Source organism: Butyrivibrio fibrisolvens (assembly GCF_037113525.1).
Lineage (GTDB): Bacteria > Bacillota > Clostridia > Lachnospirales > Lachnospiraceae > Butyrivibrio > Butyrivibrio fibrisolvens.
Map to the genome: position 1 here is coordinate 3,149,913 of NZ_CP146963.1, position 19,910 is coordinate 3,169,822.

A 19,910-nucleotide genomic window follows, 5' to 3' on the forward strand; every position below is an offset into this window, starting at 1 on the left:
TTATGCTTTGTTAGCTTATTATTATGATTTTAACATCTTTGATGATATTTTCAATTGTGATAAATAGCCAACGTTTATGCGATTAATGCAAAAAACTGCAGCTAATTTAATCAATCAGCCACAGTTTTCCATTCGTTTTATTCTATTTACTAGTTTCTCCAAACAACATCATCGATTGCCTTGGACATTAGCTCATCCTGATATTTCTCCTCGTCAAAGCTTACGCCATAGAAGAGCTTAGGAGTGATCAGGCTGGACGTGCCAACCAATGATTTAACAATATTCCGATATTTCCAGTCATAGTAGAAACGTCGCTTCAATGCAAGCTGAATTTCATCGGCATGACCTTTATAAACCTCATCCAGCTCAAAGAGCTTGATTGCATTGTCTATATTCTGGCTTATAACTTCATTTTTCTGCTTGTCAGGATATCTATTAAGTCCCTTGTTTACACGCCATTCCATATCCGTAACCGGATCTATGCCGACCAGCTCACGAACGTTCTTATAATTCAGGTGAAGATAGGCATCATTGCTAAATCCCTCCTCATAAGGATTTAGGATCTGCTTTGTGCTACTCCTTTTAAAGAGCTGGTTACAGGGCTTGCAGGCAGGAACCAGGTTGTACATCGACATTGAAAAGAGCGCAAACTTGCTCTTAGGTCGAATATGGTCCAGATCACCCAGATATCTGCTATCTCCAAAATAATAGATGTACTGCTGATTACAATATGGGCAAACTCTTATACCAAGCCGTTTTACGTACTCGGCTCTGATTGAGCTCTTGTCCTTCTTTCCCGAGCCTGTGTCTTCATCTAGAAAATCATAGTTGATGATCTTGCTAAGATCATCATTTACCTTATCGAACTCTTCAGAAACAGATGAAATAAACTCTTCCATGTTTTTATTGTTTTGGCAAATTACTGAGTCTGGGGCAGAGCAAGGGGAATGAAATTGATTTTTCATCACGTCTATGAAGTTGTTGCCTTTATATTTATTCAGGTATTCTTCTCTTTCTCTCTGATACTCTGCCACACACTTATGATGAGCATAGCCACGGATTTGATAGAGTTCCTTCAAGTATTCATGCAGATCGCTGAACTCACTGACAAAACATGCCACCTCATAATAAGCTTTTGCCCAAGTGTGCTTTTCTATCAGGCCACTTATCGGCATTGTCAAAAGGTCTCTTATGGCATGATCATCAAGCTGAGTGATGATTTTGTGCGCATATATACTGGTAATGTCCGAACTGTAATTTGCGATTTTATCCTTTATTATGTCCGTTACCTGCTCGGCGTACCAATCTTCAATTTCCGCAGCATTCTTAAGTTTAATCTTGATCATAACCGTTCCTCATATATAACCATTTTCTTGCCATCGTCAGTCTCTGCATAAGGCTATCTTTGATAAGGCCACCGCCTAGAATATCTATACGCTTGCTTAGATCCTTATATTCCTTGTCGAAATCATCTTGGTCTATTCGCCATTTATCTATGTCTTCTTCAAGCTCATTTAATCTTTTAACTATGTCTTTGGCGAAGCCCTCAGCGAACTCACCAAACAATGACTTTGTAAAGAAGCCATCAATGAGAATATCGTTTATTCCGCTCAAAAGACCATATTTCGGATGTGAAACTTGCAGATTTCCGTCATCATCCTTGCCCAAGCAGTAAATACTATCGCTCTGTATGTCTGAAAGCATCAGCGGCGAATGTGTCGTTATTATTACTTGGAAGTTGATATCCTTATAACTATTCTTTAGGAAGTGAGTGAGATTATCGATAAATGTCCTGCTCCATTCCGGGTGGAAGGACATATCTGGTTCGTCTAATAGGAGGATGCAGGTCTGCTCCCCGGGATTAACTGTGTTAGCCGCCATACGCTTCCTTGTCTGCAAAGCTTCATGGATTGAGGCGAATATATCGATGAAGTGTGCCTCACCTGAGCTCATATTGGTGAATGTTACACTTAGAATGACGTTTTGATTAGGATAAAGTTTACTTATACTATTCTCGTCCAATCTCTTCATAAGATCGTCTAGTTCACCTGGCTTAAGTTCGCTAATTAGTGCAGATATTGAAAATGCATTCACAAAGTATTTACTTGGGATTTTCTCAAGTGTTTCTACGATACTTTGAAAAGTTGATATAAATATACCTTCAGCTTTACTTAGAACCTCCAACAGATACTTTTTACGTTCCTTGTAGGAATCTTCGCATTCAGTAATTTTGCTGTATGGGTTATTTTTTCCATTGTCTATAACTTTATCTGTAAAGTCAATATGATCACAACAGCAATAAACACAAGTCTCAAGATAGTTGATGACAAAGCGTTGGGGAATACTGTATTTTTCATTTTCTCTTTGAGAATCTGCATTATATAAACTCGTGGTAACATTGCCTTCATTCCCATATATTTTTTTACCTAAGTCATTGATTATTTTTCTACTTAACGAATTACTGAGCTTATTAATATTTTTAAGCTGTATATCTACTTTCGTTCCAGGTTTAGAGCCCATTCTAGCTGAAAAATCACTATCGCAGTAAGAATCTATAAGGTACTTCATTACTGATTCATAACTGTTGACATTACAACTAATCCTATGAAAAAAATCTCTACTCTCATGATCATTCTTATCTTCAGGGACGTATTCATTAAACCAATTAACCCCTGTATTATTCTGAAAATAAATATAAAACAGATTATCTTTATTAAAATGGGAATCGTTCAATCTGTTGATCGGCTTAACTTTACCTCCATTTTCAAAATCATATTTAAAACCTATATTGTACACAGGTTTAACTTCCGGATCATCAATAAGAAAATTTTCCAATAACGACACCCAGTACCCCTCAATTGCAAAATTGTCACCATATAAATGATAAATAACAAACCATTTATTTATATTTATTTCCTGTAAGTTATTTTGTTTTTTTTTTTAAGAAATCTAAAATACTGACTCCGATCTCTTTCAGGTAATCCTAAAAGTCTCATTATAGTAGACTTACCGATTCCATTCTTACCAACCAAAACATTTATGTCTTGGATATTATTCCCATAAATATTGATTCTGTTTTGATCGATTTCCTTTTTTATCTTTAAATTACAGTTCTTTCTATCATATGTAACCGTATACTCTTTACTAAAATTTATTTCGGTATTGTCAATGCACATTCCCAAATGTTCGACATATAAATATACTAGTTCCATACATCCCCCGATTTAATATTTTTAGAATCCGTTATAACATCCTTCTGAACTAGAGCGAAGTCCAGCTTTTTTTACGAATCATAGATAATTATACTATTCAAAATAATTATATATAATAAGAAATTCACTGATTTTTGTATTTAATCGATTATATTTAATGCCAAAATAAAAATGCCAGCGACCATAAATTAAATTACGGTAACTGGCATTTTCATTGTTCCTCGTATATATATCAAAAGAAACAACTGCTAATCCTCATAGCCACTAATAATTTTATTATATTAACAAGTGCAGTTATTTGATCTTATTATAGAAAGTTGATTAGTAAACAGCTGCGCAATAATAATGATTTGAGTTACATGCCTTTCAATGACTGTATCCCCCAGTCATTTGGCTTTACAGAAAATTTCTGCTGTTTGCGATCCGGTGTATTATGATAAGTACTATTATTCATAATGTTTTTCACAGAATCCTCTAATCAGAGGATTCTGCTAATCACCTCCTCGAAGAATTCCATAAATACTGCGGAATTGAAAACATAGTCGAAGAATATCTTTAGTAAGTAATTACAGAGAGCACGAAAAACAAATAATGCGAAAACCAGGCAAAGCTTACGCATCTTGTTTACAAAGGGATTGCGCATAAACCCTTTAAATGCTTTCTTAATCCTAACCCAAGTACTCTCGACGCCGTTTTTGGAGATGATTGATTCTAATAGTCTATTCTTCATAAGACACCACTTTCCATTAGTGGCTACGAGAATTTTCACTTGTCAATGTCCATTTATCTCTACTATTATTTTAATTTTATTAGTATATGTATTCAAGCTTTTTACAGCCTCTTTTTTTCACAAAAATGATGCCTTATTTTTATGAAATATTTGATAGACTCATCGTCATCCCACATCCATCTTATTAGTCTTCTTCAGATACTTAGCCGGTATAGGATTATCCATCCTCCACACTATGCTCATGGGTTTGCTTCCGGTATGGCTCAGATAATTAGCTGTTCCGAGGAATGAGTATGGTGCTGTGCCGACGCTGTCTTTTTTGAATTCTCTGACGAAGAGTAGTATTCTGCTGCCTTCTTTCGCATGGGCTATATATCTTTTGCCAGTGACAGATGTTTCCGATGTTGTGCTCTGGCTCTGCCAGTGGAATAGTTGGCTGTTTATGGAATAGTCTTCGTACATTGTAGTGGGAGAATAATCCTTATCGGATTTATTCAGTGTTATGAAGAGGATGTCTATTTTTTTATCAGGAAGGTACTTAACACCTTCGCGCACGGTTCCTGGCTTATAGAAGTCCATAGCTACGAGGATCTGGTCACGTGTATAGGTGCAGTACAGATCAAGCGGGCAGTCGAAGCCTGCGTCTACGGGTTTATCTATTATGTCCACTTCGTCGTACTTGATCTTGAGGATATCTATAATCTCTTTTACCATCATCGTACTTGCGGCAAGGTCTTGGAGGTTGTTTCTAACCTTAGTATCGTTCCAGTCTTCTACTGCTTCCTGCCAGATTGTAACGTAGAACATGTTCAGCATTCTTTTTTCCAGAGGACTTAATGAGCTTATGTTGAGCGTCCCTATAGATGGGAGGGCCTTTAGTATGAACTCTATCCATCTTCTTGAGTCGATGGCTATGATCCTTGGTAGGGCTTTGGTTATAAGGTCTTCTAACGGCTCGGAGGGGTCAGGTATGACGCCTGCATCCGCGCATAGTCTGGTCCAGGAATATCTGGCATATATAGTTGATAACTTCAGCCTGTAGTACTTTATGAAATTGCTTATGGTAAGATCAAGTCCGCTGTCCTGGGTAAAGGTCTGGATGCGGGATATAAGTCCCATCCTGTCGCCAAAAGATTTCCTGATGTTATTCAGGATTATGCTGGAGACTTTCTTCTCAAGCTGGATGTAGCAGCCTTTGGGAAGGGCCACAAAGCCTTTTTTCATCTCGTATTGAACGCTGTGGTCGGTGTTCGACAATAGCGCTGCGAATTTCTCTTCGAAGTTATACTTCTTATTGGCCTGGCCGATGAAGTCGAGGACGGTGAGACATTCTTTGCCTAAGGACAATCTAAGTCCTCTTCCAAGCTGTTGCAGGAAGATGGTAAGCGACTCCGTCGGGCGTAGGAATAGAACTGTATCAACTTCGGGGATGTCCACGCCTTCGTTATACAGGTCCACGACAAATATGAATTTAAGATCGCCTCTTACAAGCCTCTGTCTGGCGGTGATTCTTGCTTCATCAGAGGAATCGGCTGTGAGGGCTATTGACGGAATGTTCTTTTCATTGAACTGCTCTGCCATGAAATTGGCATGCTCAACGGATACGCAGAAGCCGAGGCCGTGTACGCTGTCCATGTCGGTGACGTACTTGTATAGCGAGTTGATGATGTGATTGGACCTCTTAACCGCGATCTCCCTGTTTAGGGAGTAGAGCTTAGTCAGTTCTGATCTGTCATATCCGCCTCTTACCCATCTAACTTCTGACAGGTCTGTTTCATCGGATACTCCGAAGTACTGGAATGGGCATAGGAGCTTGCGCTCTATGGCTTCCGGGAGACGGATCTCTGCGGCGATGTGTCCGTCGAAGAAGTCGAGGATGCTTTTCCCATCCATTCTCTCAGGTGTAGCTGTAAGGCCTAGTAATACGCGTGGCTTTAAGGCGCTTATCATGCCCTGATATGTGGGCGCAGCTGCGTGGTGGAACTCGTCGACTACTATGTAATCGTAATAGTCCTGTGGTAGTAATTCGTATAGCTTCTGGGATGCTACGGTCTGTATGGAGACGAAGAGGTGGTCAAGGCTTTCCGGTTTGCTTGCGCCAACATATAGTTCGCCAAAGTTGGGATCTTTAAGTACTGCGCGGAATGTGGCAAGGCTTTGTCTGAGGATCTCTTCTCTGTGTGCTACGAAGAGGATTCTGTTCCTTGAGCCTGGGTTTTCATTGCAAAATCGTCTGTAATCAAGGGCGGCTATGACGGTCTTACCTGTGCCTGTTGCTGCGACGATGAGGTTTTTGTACCTGCCGCGGATGACTCTTTCTGCTTGTATCCTGTCTAAAATTTCTTCCTGATATGGGTAGGGGTTAACGTCGACTATGTACTGGTACTTATCTCCTTCGCCAGAGTACTTCTCGGCTTTGAGGGCATGTTTTAATTTGTCGTAGCTTTCCCCCGTGTATTGTTCGAAGGATGAACTGTTCCAGTAGCTTTCGAAGGTTGCTTCGATCTTTTTGATGGTAGGTGCCATGTCCTTGGCTGTCGCCTTGACGTTCCACTCAAGTCCGCTTGTCATGGCTACGTTGGACATGTTTGAAGAGCCTATATAGGCTGTGGTGTAAGTGGTCTCTCTGTAGAAAACATAGGCTTTAGCATGGAGCCTGGTTCTCTTGGTATCGTAAGAGATTCTAACCTCGGTGTTGGCTAGCTTCGATAGTTCGTCTATGGCTTTGATGTCTGTCGCTCCCATGTAGGATGTGGTTATGATTCTGAGCCTACCACCTTGTTTACAAGTGCAACCTTCATGCTCGTATCGTCGGATTCGGGCATGCTGTCGAGACACTTTTGAATGACCTCGGAGAGATACCTTGTGAGGATCTCTGAGGCTTCCGCGGTGTCGATTTTCTGGATGTTTTTTAGGTCGTCGGGTTTGGCGGCGAGTTCTTGGGTGAGTAGTGTGTTGATGACTTGTTCGTATAGGCCGGGTTTTAGCATGGAGTGTGACCTCCTGTGGGGGATATGATTAACTGCTATATGGCGTCTTATCGATATTATCGGAGGGAGTATGGGCTTTTTTTATGCTGTTTGGGGGGATTAAAAAAACAGCTCTTTTCGGAGCTGTTTTTTTTGCTTATAAATCGGCATAATAAAACCCTCATGCTCTCTCGCCGCTTGCATGAGGGTTCTTGTTACTCAGTTATTATATTCTGCTTCTCTGTTGCCTTTATTTTCTTAAACAAATATGCAATCAATAAGATTGCTGATGTCAGCACTGTTGAAATCACATTGCAAAACACGATCACTTCCGCAGCAAAAGGATCGATCATCCATAAAACAAAATTGTTAAATTCATATATCGCGATATTCAAAAGCACTGATAATACACAGAAAACAGCAATCTTAGGTATTGTATCCAATGGCTTTACTTTTAACAGAACTATTACTGCTATAAGAGTGCATGTTATTACCAGGAATGCTGTTGGAAAAGATTCAATCAAACCGCTGATAAAATCAGGCAGAATAGGAATCACTGTCCCCATTATAGCTACATACACCCATGTTAAAAAAACAAAAATCAAACTAGTTATTAAAGCTTTTATATATTTTTTCATATTATCCCGAACAATACTAAAGTTACTCATACGGCCTCCCCAAACTATACTTTTTATTATAGATCAAGAAGAGCACGAATACTATGTATATTATTAAATCTATTTTCCCAGTATTAATTCCGGAATAGCCTTCGTAATAGTCTTTTCCTTCATAATGCTCATAGAAATATCTATTATCGTCACTATCGTATCTGTCTCGCTTGCTCATATGAGGATTCCTTTCCTTTAATACTCATCATTCCAATAGTCTTCCGCGCCGTCATAAGCTTCGTCTTCATCTTCGTACTCGTCTTCGTAGTCATAGAATTCTTCGTACTTGTCATCGGCGAAGTCTTGGGATGAATTGTAGTCTTTTGCATCATATGGATCATAGGCGCTGCCACTTATGCTTTGCGTTTTGTCTTTTGCTTCTGACGTTGAAGTGCTTGGGGCTGCAGAACCTGTGCCGGTGCTGGATGTTTTTTCCCTGGAGTCCCTGATAGGTGGGGAGGCGGGATTGCCACTCCTATCGGTAAGTGCTGTCTTTGTATAGGTCATCTATGGCATCTTCAATCTCTCGTGTCAGTAGAACGCACCTTTCGCATTTATCCATAAAGCTGTTATCTTCAAAGCCCTGGTTCATTTCGACTTGTACCCAGGCATTGATTATGAAGGGATTTTCTTCTCGATAGGTGCCATAGTCTATAGTGGTGGTGATATGGCTGATACCGTCTTTATTTATTTCCTGATACCAGGATTCACTTTTTATGCTGTCTGCGAGATCGCTATGGGCGGTTCCTATTTCTTTTTCCCAATTTTTGGTATAGTGCTCACTTATATTGTCGAAGATTATTAGGAAAAGAATCATAAAGCAAAGAGGGAGCCGGGGGCTCCCTCTGGGATATTGTACTATAATGTTATACGTCTATGCCGTGATCTTTTAAGATTTGGCGGAGAAGAGCATTTTCTTCATCTGATTTCTTTTTTTCTTCTGTAACCTTGGCAAGCTTAGCATCTGATTCCTTTTTTTCTTCTGTAACCTTAGCAAGCTTAGCATCTGATTCCTTTGCTATTTGGGCTTTTTCTTCATTCGCCTTAGTAAGCTCTGCCGTTAGTGTCTCTATCTGTTGCTTCTGAAATTGTTCATGAACAATGGCATCTTCTCTGGCACGGCAGCGCTCTCTGATCTCAAAATCAGAGTTTGAAAGAAAGATTGTTTCTGCTGTAGAATTCATGGATGGATTATCTCTTGTAATCATCTTGATTTCCTCCCAGGTTTTAGCTTTGAAGAGTCTAGCCCATGTATCAACTTTATGGGCTTTGTCTTCATCTGTTGCCATATCTGTACGATTTAAGTCTACCACATAGTTTGTTACTGGATTTCGTTCAGAATAATAGGCAGGGATATTTCCCTGCCTGATCAGTTAATCCTTTATGCCTTTTTCTTCCAGTTGTTTTTGTAATATTGCAATTAGTTCGGCTTGCTCTTTAAGTTCTTTTGCTTGCTCTTCAAGTTCTTTTGCTTGCTCAGCAATTTTGTCATCTTTTATTGATATCTCTTCAGCCTGCTCAGCAATTTTGTTCTCTTTTTCAGCCAGCGCCTCTTTCATTCTTCTTTCGTGGATGATATTATCTTCTCTTACGCGACACTGCTCGGCGATCATAAAGTCGGAATTTGCGGCAAATATTTCTTCAGCAGTTGAATTCATGGATGGGTTGGTACTTGTGATCATCTTAATTTCCTCCCATGTAGTAGCTTTGAAAAGTTTGGCCCAAGTATCGATTTTGTGTTTTTTATCTTCTTCTGTAGCCATTTCTGTGTGATTTAATTCTATCACATACAGATGAAACTTGTCAGTATACTGATAGCCATCCTTTTCGTTACTGATATGGTATTTCGCAAAAAACTCAGGATGATCTTCAAAAAGTGTAAAGTCAAGAAAGCCTATGTGATAGACAGGCTTAACTTCGATATAATCATCTCCTCGAACCACGTTATCAAATTTCCTACATAGATACGAAAGAGATCTCTCAGGCCAGTTGTTGTAATCAACTACCTGCATCTCCAGGTTTATGAAGGTATTGTCATTAAGAAGTACAACTATATCCAGCTGAAACTCCTTATTATCAACAGCTTCCCCTGGCATAATTGGATTTTGAATTTCTGCTTTTACTATATTCTCTACTGGTATATCCAATACGGAACTTAGTAGTAATGTAAGTGTTTCATTGTTCTTCTGCAATACCATGCGAAACATATAGTCATTGGTCAGGTTGTATTTGAGTGCCCCTGTAGCACTTTGAAACTTGTAGGTAGTAATGTTGTTGCTATTCACTTTCTTCCTTTCTTGTCATTTCCTAAATAAGCTTTCCTGCATGCAAAGTGTGGAGCTTATGGGCGAATTGCCCTTGAAATAATGATTTTGATATGTGCCAGACAGAATTCTGACAGCGATAATAACTATAGCATATGCCTTGCATCGTTGCAAGGTATTTTGTGATACGCTAATGACACTTTATAAACAAGACCAGCTTCTAAAAGTCATTGTATTGCGTTTTCGTACTCTTTTGCTCGAGTGCCTACCACTCTCTCCTTATCTTCTCAAAATCGAATTAATGGTACCAGATTCAATAAATCAATGCCTCCCTTTTGGAAGGAAAACATGTTGGAACAAACTTTATCATAGCAAAGGCCACGAAACTCATCATACCTATTATGCAAAGCGATAGAAAAACATAGGTAAATCGCATTATTTTATTGCCAGTGATACAAAACATTATTCTCTCTTAGCTCCATTCATGTGGTGAAATTTCACGACAAGGCTTCTGATATGAATACTGTCATACCAGAAGCCTTTTTATACGCTTACACTCTTTTGATTTAATATCAGACTAATTATAATTCTTTCCAGTCAACATAATCATCTTCTAGATTAAAGAAATCTTCCACATTAAAATCAATGCCAAGATTCTTAAGATCTTCATTCACCATTTTCTTAAGCACATCTTCATCAATTACGACTTTTAATCCATACTGTGGTGCATATGCAAGAAAACCATTGTCTTCGCCGTCAAAGTAAGTATAATACTTATCTCCTATGCCTACCGTAATCAGCGTATCCAAGCTAGTCCCCTTATAATAATATGAAAAGAATGAACTGATTTTATTATTATAGTTCTGAACATAATAAAAAACCGTGTTGGTATCCCAGAAAAAGCAATTATTTATCTGCCCGTCCTGACCAACATAATAAGCATCCAAACAATGATTTCGTTCATCACTAAGCTCAGTTTCACTTATGATCATACCATTATTGGCAAGATTTATTTCTCCACCATCGTCCAGAGGTCTTCTAAAATTTACTAAATGAATCTTTCCATCCTTTATTGAAAAACTCAAAATATAACTGTCCTTATAAATACTATTAGATCCGCCTGGTACCAATAATGCCAGAATCGGATTATCAGTTTCTTCATACAAATAAGTATAGTAAACAGACTGCCCTTTTGACTGCTCTTTCAATTTACTTTTAATATCCCAAATACTAAATTGCTCGTCTTCATCAAGATTTAGAATTACATTATCGTATCTGTCTACGAGCCTGATTCGAACATCACAAACTGCTTCAACACCAAGTCCTCTGATAAAAAGACCATATAAGCCCTTTGCTGTTGTGCTGCAAACAAACCAAAAAGATAAGCATCCAGCTAATAAAGCAATGATTGTTACAAGAATAACTGTTTTTTTCTTCATGAAATTGTCCCCTTTTAAAACTTTTTTCTACTTACTACATAACAAACCTCCACAGTATTACATATATTTATTACTCTGTCAAAGATACAAGGCAGGTATATTACTCACTTGCTTTGATCCATTCATAGATAAGATATAGTGGTACATTGACCATCCAATCTTGTTGTCTGAAACCCGCCATTGAGAATCGCCAGGGTTTCAAATCTTTATTTTCGTTATAAATAGTACTAAGACTTTTGGATCTTAGATTTTCTTCCGCCTTAACTTCTATAGGATGAACGTCTTCTTTTTGAATTATAAAATCAAGTTCTAGCGTAGAATTCTCTTTTGAGTAGTAATATGCTTTGATATCTTGCGCTATGATTTGCTGCAAAACATATTGTTCTGTAAAGGCGCCTTTATACTCTTTAAAAGCCTGAATGCATAATCATCATAATTGCAGAAAAAAGAGCATAAAAAGGGCTAATCCTTTAAATACCTTTAATGGGATTTGGGATTGGCCTTTTTCTATTGCTGTATATTGTCAGTGCTTCATGAGACGGCATTCGCTCCATCTGTGATATCTACAAACATGCCGACATAAGATAGCGGAACACCATTGTCTCTTCTGAGAAGTTTGCCTATTGCATGGAATCTGCGCCATTGGCCGTCCTTGATCTTAAAATTATATTCAACATCATAGGTCTTTTGATTAGTATAATCCGCAATCGTATCGTTGAATTCTTTAAGAACTCTTTCTTTGTCATCAGGGTGCAGACGATCAGACCAGGATTCAAGCTCGTTAGGGAAGTCGCTTTCATCGTCAAAGCCTATCATCTTCCGAAACTGCTGGCTCCACTCGACTTTGATCATATTCCCTTCTTCATCAAAATCCATTCCCCACATTCCGGAATTCAGGGCTTCATGAATAGCTTCGATAGTGGCCTGTTTCATGGCAGCAATGTTCTTAATGTTAGTGTGCTTGATAGCTGCTTTGTTTTTGTACATCTTTTGATCTGCATCGGTCATTGCAGAGTCGATTTTTTCTGATCTGCCTATCATAGTATATCCAAAGGCACAGACGTAAGGTGTCTTGGACAGTTCTTTTTTGATAAGTTCTATGTCTTTTTGGACATAAGCTTCATCCTTGGCATAATAGAATATCGCGAATTCATCGCCGCCTATTCTATATACATTTTTGGCTCTTCCGGCTTTAAAATTAAGGCACCTGCTAACTGCCTGAAGTGCCTCATCACCGGCTTTGTGCCCCATCGTATCATTGATCTTCTTTAGATCATTCATATCAACTGAAGCGACGGCACTTATCCTCTCTCTGCCCTTTTTAGAATCAGCATAGTAGCATTGACGATTCATGAGCCCTGTAAGCGGATCCATCTTGGAAGTATTCATGTACAGGAACAGATAATATAGTATCAGAGCGGATGCAAAGAGAGTACTGTAGTCAGTATCAACATCTAGGATTACGTGTAATATAACTCCCATAAGTGAGAATACAAGCGTGAAGAAGACTCCTTTTCTGGCTCTTCTGTAAAAAAGAGAGAAGTTCTCTATAAGGAATATTCCAAGAGCAAAGGCATAAAAGAAAAACAGGATGTAGGGATAATATTTAAAAAAGCTATCTACAGTTTTATACACATTGTCCGCGGTATACCAGAAAATAAGATGGGTCCACTGAGAAGTATATATAAGAGGGATACTTATTGTAAGAGGTATGTGGATCCACATTTTCTGCTTCCGGATACCATCACCCATGCCTATTATGCCAATCATTATAGCTGGATGGAGCAGATAGATAGTAGAAGTGAGTATAGGCCTTGCTATAGACAAGGTTTCAAAGCTTCGTGTCCAGAGTTCTAAAGACCATAGAACTGACTCTGTGAAGATCAAAATGACGACAATCCTTGTCACCAGTATGGTCTTTTTGGTCAGATGAATTCCGGAATCCATCAAAAGCCACAGACCTATAAGTTCAGCAAGCATTATATAATGCTCTAGCAAGAACTCTAATATATACATCACAATAACCTCCATAAACTCATGCGACATGCAAAAAGGCGGCCGATGAGCCATCAATGATGGAGCATTACATTATCACAAGATATGATCACATATAGTGCTACTTCTATTTCGACATAAAAAGGGATAATTATTAGTAAAATTTATTACGTATTAGAAATCGCGTTCGACAAATCGTTGATTATTGCAATTATTGTCCTGATCAGATTTCTGGTTGCTTCGTATGGGTCTGCACTTTCAGCGCTTCTTCCGGTTGGTAGATGCATGAAGGCGTCTACTTTTTCGAAGGCGAACATTGCCATGCCGCTGGTGAGGACAACTGAGAAGTCGCCGTAGCGCTGTTTGATTGACATAAGTCCTGATATGACGTTGCTGTTGATTGCGGCGTCGAAGCTTTCTTTATCGGATGCGAAACACATGAACTGGTTGTCGAAGTCAGGTAACATTGTTGCCATACGTATGGGTGTTGCCTTAGGATTCAGATTACAGTAATCGGCAAATGTATGCTTGAATATACTGGAGCTAGGCATACAGGATACAATCTTCACAGTGCCTTTTATATTGCTGGGTCTATTGAACTTGAGAATTGATCCCTCATATGTTGTGCAGGTGCCACCGCTATCTGTGCTAGTGGGAGTTGAATTGTGATAGCTGTCATAAGAGAAGGTCTCGATTCCTCTTTCATCATTGGAGTTCATGTAGAAATTTACGTGTTCAAACATATCTCTTCTAAAGAGTCCAAAGTATGAATACATATTTAGAACATCGCAGGTCTTACCGAAGGGCACGAACTCTCCATTTGGGAAGAACTCTTTTACCACAGGGATTACTACTCTGTCGGCATAGGCTATCCTGTATTTACGCCTATGTGTTCTGATGCCCCATATGGTGAATATTACTGAATAAACTATAACGATGTATATTACTATTCCGCGCATATCTGATGTGTTATCCTTCTCTCTTAACTCCATTCATTCACAAAAATGTACCAAGTATAATAACCTTAGTAAGATACAAAAATACCTGCACCCCTTGGTGAAGACTAAGCCACCTTGGCTACAGGTTTTTCTTTACAAATAATATACTCTTTCAAAAGGCTCTTTTCCATGAGAACCATATCTACTCAAACAGTTCCGGTTCATTCTCTATCAGATCTTCAACCAGATACCTGTAATCCATATTTTCGATACCGTAACTGCCGTCATTAATCTGCTGAGACAACCTACTACGGTAATAAACGTCCATTGCCTGCCGGATTGAAATTCCTTTAGTATCCGCAAGCTGATTGATAATCTTTTCTTCCAACATTTCTTTATATGTTTTATCAAGTGCATCTTTATCTATCATGACGTCACCTCATAAGATTTCTTGCTATCATACGGTTACTCCTTTTTCTTTGACAAACTCAGTAATATCTTCCACAAGATACTGCTTGCCCTGTGTGTGCAGTACATCATAACAAGGCAAAATATAACTATCCAGAATGCCTGATTCATTCAATATCTGATACACTCTTCTGTAAGGTTTATTCCAATCATCCGCAAGCGCATGAATTACAAAAACTGTAAATTCCAATGTTTTCTTGTCCATCGCAATCCTCCTGAAGCTTCAAGTTTTTTACCTATTACTAAACATAATTCTTCTGATGACATACACAGCACATTCTTCAATCAGCTGTATTTTTTCATGAAGCCCATATCTACATGGATCTGGTGTGATTTAATTCTATCACATACAGATGAAACTTGTCAGTGCACTGATAGACATCGCCAAATCGCTAATTCTGAAAATTTCGCTTTATTTCTTTTCCCAAAATAAAAGCTACAGCCCACGCCAGGCTGTAGCCAATATCTGCTCTAATTCATTTAAAATCATATTATCAAAAGGTTTTATTGATAGTACCAGGTTCAGTAAATCCCTGTGCTGATCTTTACCTTTTTTCCCGAAAAGGCCACTCCTATCTTAACAATATCCGTTATGCCTTCCTCTTTCATCTCTGCATCGTATCTTTTTTCCTGTATCTGATCCAATGCGTCTGAAGATAACAGATCAAGCGCTTTATCATCCAGATCTTTATCCCATTTCAGTTCCATGATGATACCAGGTAGCTTTTTCTTTCTGGGAAACATACTGATATCGTACCTTCCATCACCGGACTCCCTGTTGGAACGAATCTTATACTGATTATCCATTAGTGCAACAAGTCCAAGAGTGAGGCCATGATAGAAGCCTTCTGCACCGGCATCGTAAAAGCTTATGGTCTTTTGCATGTATTCGCCAATACCTTCTTGAAGCTTCGTAATATCTAGTTTGTACAGGCTCTCAGCGATCTTGTCATAGAATGCTTTGGAATATCCTTCCTGTATGGGTGTATCATACTCATCGATGATTATAATAGGGGGTTTTTGTCAACGTCTATTTTGAATCGTTTACCATATCCCCATTACATGTTGCATCACAAGGCTTACAACTGTTATTCCGCCCCAGCAACATCCACCAAGCAGTATCGGCTTTCCACCGGATTTAATGAGCTTGATCACGTTGCTGTTCAGGCCTATAGCAGCCATGGCCATTATGATAAAGAACTTGCTAAGTTCTTTAAGAGGTATAAAAATATCCGAAGGTACTCCCATTTCCAAGCAAAGTGTTGTGATGATTGAAGCAAGAACAAAGAACACTATGAACATCGGGAATGCTCTCCTGAAGCTAAAACCGTTGGTGGTGCTTCCATCCTTTTTTGCTTCCTTTGCTCTCATATAAGCAAGAACCAGTGTAATCGGAATGATTGCTAATGTCCTTGTAAGCTTCACTGTAACTGCCTTGTCCAAAGTCTGACTACCCAGGTTCCACATGCTGTCCCATGTTGACGCAGCTGCGGTGACGGAAGAAGTATCATTAACTGCAGTTCCCGCAAAAATACCGAAAGCCTCTCCTGTTGTGATATCAAAACCTATAAGCTTTCCCAGCGAAGGAAAAAGAAGTGCTGCCAGCACGTTAAAGAAAAATATCACAGAAATTGCCTGTGCCACTTCATCATCATCCGCATCAATGACAGGAGCCGTAGCTGCTATTGCTGAGCCGCCGCATATTGATGAGCCAACTCCGATAAGAGTAGCTGTGTTTCCTTTGATATTCATAACCTTATGAAGAATCCATGATAGGATAAGCGATGTTGAAATCGTGCAGATAATTATAGGAAGTGACTGTTTTCCGGTCTGAAGAACGACCGAAAGATTCATACCAAATCCAAGGAGGACAACAGCCGCCTGCAGGATCATCTTTGATGTAAACTTTATTCCATCCGATGCCTTTCCCTTATCATTCCAGAACAGGGCTATTATCATACCCAGAATAATCGCAATCACCGCTCCGCCAACGACAGGGAAGCGCTTTCCCAGGAGCCATGAAGGAACTGCAATAGTGAAGCATACTATTACTCCCATGTAATTCTTTTTCAAAAAATCCATCTCAAGACCTCTCTCTCTTTTTAATCTGTTCTTTCGCATGTCTTATTCTATTCTGTCTTTTGAAAAAGATAAAATTATATATTATTATATATCCATAAACATTTCTTATCGTTAGGGAGGACTGATTATGCTGGATTTCAGGATAGATACCTTTCTATGTGTTTGCAGGCACCTCAATTTCACCAAGGCGGCTAAGGAGCTGAATATTACTCAGCCCGCTGTTTCTCAGCACATACATCATCTTGAAAATGAATACGGGACAAAGCTGTTTACTCAGGATGGAAAAAAACTTTTTCTAACTGATAACGGAAAACTCCTGTATAAAAAAATGAATCAGATAAAAAATGATGATGAAAGTCTCAAAGAAATACTTTCAAAGAATAACCATGGCTTAAAAGACATCTCTTTTGGTGTCACCATGACCATAGGAGAATACATAATTGCTGATCCGATCAGTGATTACATAAAAAATCACCCGGATACTAATCTTAAGATTACATTTGGCAACACATCGGAGCTTCTAAAAAAACTCTCCGACGGTGTTATAGATTTTGCACTTGTAGAAGGATATTTCCCTGAAAATGATTATGAAACGCTGCTTTTTAGCAAAGAAGAGTTCGTTCCTGTCTGTTCGGCAAAGCACTCTTTCAATCAGAAGCCACGCGTGATAAAAGATCTCTTTCCCGAGCGAATTCTTATAAGAGAACCCGGTTCAGGAACGCGCAATATATTGGAAAGAGCTCTTGCCCTGAACAATTACTCCACAAGTGATTTTAGGAATTTTACCCAGGTGGAGAACATGCATGCCATAATAAGCCTTATTGAAAAAGATTGTGGCATCACCTTTTTATATAAAGCAGCGGTTGCATCAGGACTGCAGTCCGGATATCTGAAAACAATCCCCCTTGACGACTTTAGGGTAAAACATGATTTTACCTTCATCTGGCCCAAAGATACTGTTTTCAGTGAAGAGATCCGTGCAATATGTGAGGAAATACAACCTATAACTCATTCTGCATGAAGTTCATGTTCTTTTTCATAAAGCTTGTTATCCTGCCGTCTCATGAAAATCATCCGGGACAGAAAAAGAATCAAGCTACTTCCTACAAAAATCTGAATCGGATATGTGATTAGTACGCTTTCAGATATTATCATGCTCAGCATGGTAATAGCGCCAACCGGTGGCATATACATCTTAGTAAAATGAATAACAATAAGCATACCACTTGTAGCAACAATTGCTGAAATCGTAATAGGAAGCCCTATCCAAATAGCAAAGAAATATCTTGAAATCACACCAATTATGGCACACACAGTTATCACTGCCACCGTTTTGACTGGCATATTTCTTGTTTTGTTCCTTGGCCTGGAAAACTCAGTAAATGCCACAAGTAATGGAGGTGCCACAACAAATCTATAACCCGTTCTGAATGCAACACCGGCTATTACTGTCACACAAAGGATTCTAATGGAAGTATCTACCATATCGTCCCTGGAATTCAGCATCACAGGAACATATTCCTCATCTGCTCGGATTCCCTGAAATAGAAAAAGTTTATGAAACAATATTACAAGTAATGTCAGTACAAATGCAGCTATAGGATACACTATACTTGTAGTATGCATCATCACCGGGAGCACTATTGCTGAGACAAATGGTGCAAACGTGGTTCCTGAAAACATAAAGATTACCTGAGCGATTGTGAATGCCAAAATCACTTCGATATACGTATCAAACGGAACAAATCTTACAATGCACACTCCTATTATCGCACAGCCTGTTATCAGTGAAAGCATACGCTTTCCATTAACCTTCCAGCTTCTATTTTTTGCCACCATATATCCAACTGCTAATGCTGTTATCTCAGGAAATATAATCTCCTTCTCATTTAAAGTTTCTGCAAATAGTGTCATCAGCGCTACTAACAGAACTGTACAAGCGTATGGTATTATTCTCTTGACTCTATACATATTCTATAAAAAACATGCAATCAATGTGATGATCGCGATTCCTCCCTACTTAAAAATAGCACATTTACTGACACTCTTTCCAAGAAAGACTCCGCAAGGGTCTCGTCTGTTGTTTTTCGTTTCACAGCTATTCACTCCTTTAGTCAATTTTAATCAGGATCTGCAAAAGAATTAAGCATATATAGTAAATAAAAGTTACTATTCCAAGCAAGTGGCTTTCTTCGATTTTATTATCTTTTTCAGCCAGCGCTTCTTTCATTCTTCTTTCGTGAATGATATTATCTTCTCTTATGCGGCACCGCTCAGCGATCATAAAGTCAGAATTAGCGGCAAATATTTTTTCAGCAGTTGAATTCATGGATGGGTTGGTACTTGTGATCATCTTAATTTCCTCCCATGTAGTAGCTTTGAAAAGTTTGGCCCAAGTATCGATTTTTTGTTTTTTCTTCTTCTGTAGCCATTTCTGTGTGATTTAATTCTATCACATAAGGCAGGTATATTACTCACTTGCTTTGATTCATTCATAGATAAGATATAGTGGTACATTGACCATCCAATCTTGTTGTCTGAAACCCGCCATTGAGAATCGCCAGGGTTTCAAATCTTTATTTTCGTTATAAATAGTACTAAGACTTTTGGATCTTAGATTTTCTTCCGCCTTAACTTCTATAGGATGAACGTCTTCTTTTTGAATTATAAAATCAAGTTCTAGCGTAGAATTATCTTTTGAGTAGTAATATGCTTTGATATCTTGCGCTATGATTTGCTGCAAAACATATTGTTCTGTAAAGGCGCCTTTATACTCTTTAAAAGCTGTGTCTTTCACTAAAATATCTTTTGCGGAAACATCAGACATCGCTCCAAGAAGCCCCAGATCAACACAGAATAATTTAAATGCATTATAATCTTCGTAAAATTTTATTGGACGACATACTTTTGAAACGCGCGGTACTTTATGAACAAGCCCTGCTTCGATAAGCCATTGTATAGCGTTTTCGAACTCTTTTGCCCGTGCACCTTTTTTTACCGAACCAAAGATATATTTTTTGTTCTCCTTAGCAAGCTGAGCTGGAATTGAATCCCATACCATATTTACCTTTGGTATAATATCCATTGGTACATGTTTGGAATCAAGGTATTTTACATTTTTATGAGGGATCTTTTAGTATTGTCT

At 38.7% G+C, this 19,910-nt stretch carries 23 protein-coding genes; 1 reads left to right on the forward strand and 22 read right to left on the reverse strand.

Annotated elements, in window-relative coordinates:
• Positions 1-149 precede the first annotated feature (149 nt).
• The 19 genes from WAA20_RS13060 to WAA20_RS13150 form a co-directional block, all read right to left on the reverse strand.
• Positions 150-1,346 carry an HNH endonuclease gene (locus WAA20_RS13060; protein ID WP_073386265.1) on the reverse strand — a complete coding sequence of 399 codons (1,197 nt, stop codon included), beginning with the start codon at positions 1,344-1,346 and terminating at the stop codon, positions 150-152.
• The gene (locus WAA20_RS13065) at positions 1,333-2,835 is read right to left on the reverse strand and encodes an AAA family ATPase (protein ID WP_338801185.1); all 1,503 of its coding nucleotides are present in this window, start codon (positions 2,833-2,835) and stop codon (positions 1,333-1,335) included. The genes WAA20_RS13060 and WAA20_RS13065 overlap by 14 nt, the downstream gene beginning before the upstream one ends.
• A 74-nt stretch (positions 2,836-2,909) precedes the next feature.
• Positions 2,910-3,212, reverse strand: coding sequence for a hypothetical protein (locus WAA20_RS13070; RefSeq protein WP_338801187.1), 303 nt, complete (start codon positions 3,210-3,212; stop codon positions 2,910-2,912).
• A gap of 895 nt (positions 3,213-4,107) precedes the next feature.
• Complete coding sequence (locus tag WAA20_RS13075; protein ID WP_081373716.1) at positions 4,108-6,687, reverse strand: DUF3427 domain-containing protein; 2,580 nt, start codon at positions 6,685-6,687, stop codon at positions 4,108-4,110.
• An 11-nt stretch (positions 6,688-6,698) separates the two neighbouring features.
• Positions 6,699-6,932 carry a hypothetical protein gene (locus WAA20_RS13080; RefSeq protein WP_081373715.1) on the reverse strand — a complete coding sequence of 78 codons (234 nt, stop codon included), beginning with the start codon at positions 6,930-6,932 and terminating at the stop codon, positions 6,699-6,701.
• Positions 6,933-7,126: 194 nt separating this feature from the next.
• Positions 7,127-7,579 carry a hypothetical protein gene (locus WAA20_RS13085; RefSeq protein WP_073386260.1) on the reverse strand — a complete coding sequence of 151 codons (453 nt, stop codon included), beginning with the start codon at positions 7,577-7,579 and terminating at the stop codon, positions 7,127-7,129.
• Positions 7,572-7,757, reverse strand: coding sequence for a hypothetical protein (locus WAA20_RS13090; RefSeq protein WP_073386258.1), 186 nt, complete (start codon positions 7,755-7,757; stop codon positions 7,572-7,574). Before WAA20_RS13090 ends, WAA20_RS13085 begins: the two co-directional genes overlap by 8 nt.
• 17 nt (positions 7,758-7,774) lie before the next feature.
• Positions 7,775-8,086 (reverse strand): hypothetical protein, encoded by a 312-nt coding sequence (locus WAA20_RS13095; protein WP_073386257.1) that lies wholly within the window; start codon positions 8,084-8,086, stop codon positions 7,775-7,777.
• On the reverse strand, positions 8,055-8,396 hold the full coding sequence (locus tag WAA20_RS13100) for a hypothetical protein (protein WP_073386255.1): 342 nt from the start codon (positions 8,394-8,396) through the stop codon (positions 8,055-8,057). Before WAA20_RS13100 ends, WAA20_RS13095 begins: the two co-directional genes overlap by 32 nt.
• Positions 8,397-8,445: 49 nt before the next feature.
• Positions 8,446-8,892 carry a hypothetical protein gene (locus tag WAA20_RS13105; protein ID WP_338801191.1) on the reverse strand — a complete coding sequence of 149 codons (447 nt, stop codon included), beginning with the start codon at positions 8,890-8,892 and terminating at the stop codon, positions 8,446-8,448.
• Positions 8,893-8,952: 60 nt separating this feature from the next.
• Positions 8,953-9,864: an Rpn family recombination-promoting nuclease/putative transposase gene (locus WAA20_RS13110; protein ID WP_073386251.1), complete on the reverse strand. Its 912-nt coding sequence runs from the start codon at positions 9,862-9,864 to the stop codon at positions 8,953-8,955.
• Positions 9,865-10,424: 560 nt separating this feature from the next.
• The gene (locus WAA20_RS13115) at positions 10,425-11,282 is read right to left on the reverse strand and encodes a hypothetical protein (RefSeq protein WP_073386249.1); all 858 of its coding nucleotides are present in this window, start codon (positions 11,280-11,282) and stop codon (positions 10,425-10,427) included.
• A 100-nt stretch (positions 11,283-11,382) separates the two neighbouring features.
• Positions 11,383-11,703: a DUF4143 domain-containing protein gene (locus WAA20_RS13120; protein ID WP_081373714.1), complete on the reverse strand. Its 321-nt coding sequence runs from the start codon at positions 11,701-11,703 to the stop codon at positions 11,383-11,385.
• 110 nt (positions 11,704-11,813) lie between these two features.
• The gene (locus WAA20_RS13125) at positions 11,814-13,298 is read right to left on the reverse strand and encodes a diguanylate cyclase (protein WP_073386246.1); all 1,485 of its coding nucleotides are present in this window, start codon (positions 13,296-13,298) and stop codon (positions 11,814-11,816) included.
• Between the two features lie 146 nt (positions 13,299-13,444).
• Positions 13,445-14,269, reverse strand: coding sequence for a DUF3137 domain-containing protein (locus WAA20_RS13130; protein WP_073386244.1), 825 nt, complete (start codon positions 14,267-14,269; stop codon positions 13,445-13,447).
• 148 nt (positions 14,270-14,417) lie between these two features.
• Positions 14,418-14,645, reverse strand: a complete 228-nt coding sequence (locus WAA20_RS13135) for a hypothetical protein (protein ID WP_027215252.1) — start codon at positions 14,643-14,645, stop codon at positions 14,418-14,420.
• A gap of 27 nt (positions 14,646-14,672) precedes the next feature.
• The gene (locus WAA20_RS13140; RefSeq protein ID WP_196229459.1) at positions 14,673-14,888 is read right to left on the reverse strand and encodes a DUF3791 domain-containing protein; all 216 of its coding nucleotides are present in this window, start codon (positions 14,886-14,888) and stop codon (positions 14,673-14,675) included.
• Between the two features lie 317 nt (positions 14,889-15,205).
• A complete protein-coding gene (locus WAA20_RS13145; protein ID WP_081373727.1) occupies positions 15,206-15,568 on the reverse strand; it encodes a PD-(D/E)XK nuclease domain-containing protein in 363 nt (120 codons plus the stop codon).
• A 159-nt stretch (positions 15,569-15,727) separates the two neighbouring features.
• Positions 15,728-16,765, reverse strand: a complete 1,038-nt coding sequence (locus WAA20_RS13150) for a YeiH family protein (RefSeq protein ID WP_022757437.1) — start codon at positions 16,763-16,765, stop codon at positions 15,728-15,730.
• Positions 16,766-16,892: 127 nt separating this feature from the next.
• On the opposite strand from WAA20_RS13150, the gene WAA20_RS13155 reads away from it, so the two are divergent.
• The gene (locus WAA20_RS13155) at positions 16,893-17,786 is read left to right on the forward strand and encodes a LysR family transcriptional regulator (protein ID WP_022755917.1); all 894 of its coding nucleotides are present in this window, start codon (positions 16,893-16,895) and stop codon (positions 17,784-17,786) included.
• Here WAA20_RS13155 and WAA20_RS13160 read toward each other — a convergent pair.
• The 3 genes from WAA20_RS13160 to WAA20_RS13170 form a co-directional block, all read right to left on the reverse strand.
• A complete protein-coding gene (locus tag WAA20_RS13160) occupies positions 17,774-18,679 on the reverse strand; it encodes a hypothetical protein (protein WP_022755918.1) in 906 nt (301 codons plus the stop codon). The two genes, WAA20_RS13155 and WAA20_RS13160, sit on opposite strands and share 13 nt — an antisense overlap.
• A 196-nt stretch (positions 18,680-18,875) precedes the next feature.
• Positions 18,876-19,118 (reverse strand): hypothetical protein, encoded by a 243-nt coding sequence (locus WAA20_RS13165; RefSeq protein ID WP_073390555.1) that lies wholly within the window; start codon positions 19,116-19,118, stop codon positions 18,876-18,878.
• 135 nt (positions 19,119-19,253) lie between these two features.
• Positions 19,254-19,850 (reverse strand): DUF4143 domain-containing protein, encoded by a 597-nt coding sequence (locus tag WAA20_RS13170; RefSeq protein WP_081373999.1) that lies wholly within the window; start codon positions 19,848-19,850, stop codon positions 19,254-19,256.
• Between the last annotated feature and the right edge of the window lie 60 nt (positions 19,851-19,910).

Bases quoted from the DNA above. Each gene is read 5' to 3' on its own strand.
- WAA20_RS13135 (WP_027215252.1), bottom strand. From the start codon at position 14,645: ATGATAGATAAAGATGCACTTGATAAAACATATAAAGAAATGTTGGAA.
- WAA20_RS13155 (WP_022755917.1), top strand. From the start codon at position 16,893: ATGCTGGATTTCAGGATAGATACCTTTCTATGTGTTTGCAGGCACCTC.
- WAA20_RS13085 (WP_073386260.1), bottom strand. From the start codon at position 7,579: ATGAGTAACTTTAGTATTGTTCGGGATAATATGAAAAAATATATAAAA.
- WAA20_RS13170 (WP_081373999.1), bottom strand. From the start codon at position 19,850: ATGGATATTATACCAAAGGTAAATATGGTATGGGATTCAATTCCAGCT.
- WAA20_RS13140 (WP_196229459.1), bottom strand. From the start codon at position 14,888: ATGGACAAGAAAACATTGGAATTTACAGTTTTTGTAATTCATGCGCTT.
- WAA20_RS13080 (WP_081373715.1), bottom strand. From the start codon at position 6,932: ATGCTAAAACCCGGCCTATACGAACAAGTCATCAACACACTACTCACC.
- WAA20_RS13060 (WP_073386265.1), bottom strand. From the start codon at position 1,346: ATGATCAAGATTAAACTTAAGAATGCTGCGGAAATTGAAGATTGGTAC.
- WAA20_RS13115 (WP_073386249.1), bottom strand. From the start codon at position 11,282: ATGAAGAAAAAAACAGTTATTCTTGTAACAATCATTGCTTTATTAGCT.
- WAA20_RS13130 (WP_073386244.1), bottom strand. From the start codon at position 14,269: ATGGAGTTAAGAGAGAAGGATAACACATCAGATATGCGCGGAATAGTA.
- WAA20_RS13095 (WP_073386257.1), bottom strand. From the start codon at position 8,086: ATGACCTATACAAAGACAGCACTTACCGATAGGAGTGGCAATCCCGCC.
- WAA20_RS13090 (WP_073386258.1), bottom strand. From the start codon at position 7,757: ATGAGCAAGCGAGACAGATACGATAGTGACGATAATAGATATTTCTAT.
- WAA20_RS13125 (WP_073386246.1), bottom strand. From the start codon at position 13,298: ATGTATATATTAGAGTTCTTGCTAGAGCATTATATAATGCTTGCTGAA.
- WAA20_RS13160 (WP_022755918.1), bottom strand. From the start codon at position 18,679: ATGACACTATTTGCAGAAACTTTAAATGAGAAGGAGATTATATTTCCT.
- WAA20_RS13100 (WP_073386255.1), bottom strand. From the start codon at position 8,396: ATGATTCTTTTCCTAATAATCTTCGACAATATAAGTGAGCACTATACC.
- WAA20_RS13070 (WP_338801187.1), bottom strand. From the start codon at position 3,212: ATGGAACTAGTATATTTATATGTCGAACATTTGGGAATGTGCATTGAC.
- WAA20_RS13075 (WP_081373716.1), bottom strand. From the start codon at position 6,687: ATGGGAGCGACAGACATCAAAGCCATAGACGAACTATCGAAGCTAGCC.
- WAA20_RS13150 (WP_022757437.1), bottom strand. From the start codon at position 16,765: ATGGATTTTTTGAAAAAGAATTACATGGGAGTAATAGTATGCTTCACT.
- WAA20_RS13165 (WP_073390555.1), bottom strand. From the start codon at position 19,118: ATGATCACAAGTACCAACCCATCCATGAATTCAACTGCTGAAAAAATA.
- WAA20_RS13145 (WP_081373727.1), bottom strand. From the start codon at position 15,568: ATGCAAAAGACCATAAGCTTTTACGATGCCGGTGCAGAAGGCTTCTAT.